Below are 2,858 nucleotides of genomic sequence, written 5' to 3'. Positions count from 1 at the left end.
CCTGCACGCGTACGGCGTTCCCGTCGACTGGTCGGCGTTCTTCGCCGGGCTCGGTGCGCGGCGGGTCGAGCTGCCCACCTACGCCTTCCAGCACGAGCGGTTCTGGCCGGAGCCGGTCACGCCCGCGGGCGGCGGCTTCACCCCCGTCGGGCACCCGCTGCTCAGCGGGGTCGTCCCGCTGGCCGACGGCGGCCTCCTGCTGACCGCCCGGCTCTCGGCGCGGACCACACCGTGGCTCGCCGACCACGCCGTGCACGGCAAGCTCCTGTTCCCGGGCACCGGCTTCGTCGAACTGGCGCTGCGCGCGGGCGACGAGGTGGGACTGGACCGCGTCGAGGAGTTGACCATCGCCGCGCCGCTGGTGCTGCCGGAACAGGGCGGCGTCGACGTCCAGGTGGCCGTGGCCGCGCCGGACGGGGACGGCCACCGCCGGATCGGGGTCTCCTCCCGACCGGGCGGCGACGACGGCCCCTGGACCCAGCACGCCTCCGGGGTCCTCGGCGCGGGCGGGGCGGGCGCCGTCGAGGCCGTGGCCTGGCCGCCGAACGCGCCATCCCTGCCGCTGGAGGGGTTCTACGACCGGGTGCTCGCGCTGGGCTTCGACTACGGCCCGTCGTTCCAGGGCCTGCGCGCGGCGTGGCAGGGCGCGGACGGAACCCTGTTCGCCGAGGTCGAGCTGCCCGAACCGGCAGCGGGGCGGGCCGCGGAGCACGGCCTGCACCCGGCCCTGCTCGACGCCGCCCTGCACACCCTCGGGCTGACCGCGGGCGGTGCGAGCAGCAGGCTGCCCTTCTCCTGGGAGGGGGTGTCGCTGCGGGCCTCCGGTGCCACGGCGTTGCGGGCCCGGCTGGTGGTGGACGGCGACGTCGTGTCGCTGACCGCCACCGACCCGGCGGACACCCCGGTGCTCAGCGTGGACTCCCTCACCCTGCGGGCCGTCGCCGCCGAGCACCTGGGCGGCGCCGGGGCCGACGCGCTGTACCGGGTGGAGTGGTCGACGCCGGTGCCCGCCGTCCCCGCCGAAGGCGTGCGCCTGGTCCCGCTGGTGGGCGGCACCGACGTGATCTCCTCCGCCCACGCGCTGGCCGCGGCGGCACTGGAGGAGGTGCGCACCTCCGAGGACCGGGTGGTGTTCGTGTCCCGGGGCGTGGTGAGCGGGGCCGACCCGGCCGCCGCCGCCGCGTGGGGCCTCGTCCGGTCCGCCCAGGCCGAGCGGCCGGACCGCTTCCACCTGGTCGACGTCGAGGGCGACGGAGACCCCGTCGTCACCGGCGAACCCGTGGTCGTGGTGCGCGAGGGGCAGGCGTACGCGGCCCGGCTGGCGGCGGCACCCGCAGGCGCCCCGGCCACGTGGGACGCCGACGGCACGGTCCTCATCACCGGAGGCACCGGTGGTCTCGGCGCCCTGGTGGCCCGGCACCTGGCCGCCCGGCACGGCGTGCGGCACCTGCTGCTGCTGAGCAGGCGCGGCCCCAAGGCGGACGGCGTGGCGGAACTGGTGGCGGAGCTGGCCGGACTGGGCGCCAGGGCCTCCGTCGTGGCCTGCGACGTCACCCGGCGCTCCGCCCTGGCCGAGGCCCTGGCCTCGGTCGACACCGACCACCCGGTCACCGCGGTCGTGCACACGGCGGGCGTGCTGGACGACGGCGTGCTGGACACCCAGACACCGCAGCGGCTGGCCGCCGTGCTGCGCCCCAAGGTGGACGCGGCCTGGCACCTGCACGAACTCGTCGGCGAGGTGGAGCACTTCGTGCTGTTCTCCTCGGCGGCGGGGGTGTTCGGCGCGGTCGGCCAGGCCAATTACGCGGCGGGCAACGCCTTCCTCGACGCACTCGCGGCGCACCGGCGCGCCCGGGGGCTGCCCGCCGCCGCGCTCGCCTGGGGGCCGTGGGAGCAGGAGACCGGGATGACCGGTGGGCTGTCCGAGGCCGACCACACCCGGATGCGGCGCTCCGGCCTGCTCCCGCTGTCCGCAGAAGAGGGCCTGGCGCTGTTCGACGCCGCACTGGACAGCGCCGCGAGCGTGCCGGTGCGGCTGGACACCGCCGCGGTGCGGGCCGGGGGAGAGGTCCCCCCGCTGCTGCGGGGCCTCGTCCGAACACCGGTCCGGCGCACCGTCGCCACGGCCACCCCGACCGGCGGGACCACCACGGCCCTGACCGCCGCCCCGGCGACCGACCGACCGCAGTTGGTGCTCGACCTCATCCGCGCCCACGCGGCCGCGGTGCTCGGCCACGGCGACGCCGCCGCCCTGCGACCGGACCGGCGGTTCCAGGACCTCGGCTTCGACTCGCTGATCGCGGTGGAGTTCCGCAACCGGCTGGGCGCCGACCTCGGCCTGCGGCTGCCCGCGGCGCTGCTGTTCGACCACCCCACCCCCGCGGACCTCGTGGAGCACCTGCTGTCCCGCCTCTTCCCCGACGCGCCCACCGGCACGGGCGCCCTGCTGGCGGAACTCGACCGGCTGGAAGTGGCACTGGGCGGGCTCACCCCCGTCGACGAGCACCTGCACCGCCAGATCGCGGGCAGGCTGGACGTCCTCCGCACCCGCTGGGGAACAGGCCACCAGCAGGAGGAGCAACAGGAGCGGTTCGACATCGAGGCAGTCTCCGACGACGACATGTTCCGCCTGTTGGACGACGAACTGGGCCTGGCTTAGGCTTCGCCCTCGAAGCCCGGGGTTTGGTGGGTGTAACTGGCTGGGTGGATGTCCTCAACGCAGGCCGACCACCCACCAAACCGCTGCCCCGGCGAGCCAACTGCCCGGGTGGGTGGAGGTCTTCAACGCAGGCCGACCATCCCGAAAACCGCCGGCCTGGCGAGCGACTGCCCGGGTGGGTGGATGTGTTTGGCCGGGG

At 76.1% G+C, this 2,858-nt stretch carries 1 protein-coding gene; it reads left to right on the top strand.

Going from position 1 to position 2,858, the window contains the following annotated elements; translation table 11 throughout:
• Nucleotides 1-2,659: type I polyketide synthase (locus UO65_RS32720; protein ID WP_152552396.1), on the top strand; the 2,659-nt coding region annotated here is incomplete at its 5' end.
• Between the last annotated feature and the right edge of the window lie 199 nt (nt 2,660-2,858).

It is taken from the genome of Actinokineospora spheciospongiae (genome assembly GCF_000564855.1).
Classification (GTDB): domain Bacteria; phylum Actinomycetota; class Actinomycetes; order Mycobacteriales; family Pseudonocardiaceae; genus Actinokineospora; species Actinokineospora spheciospongiae.
Note: the sequence above shows the minus strand (reverse complement) of the source record. Positions and strands in the feature narration are given on the sequence as shown.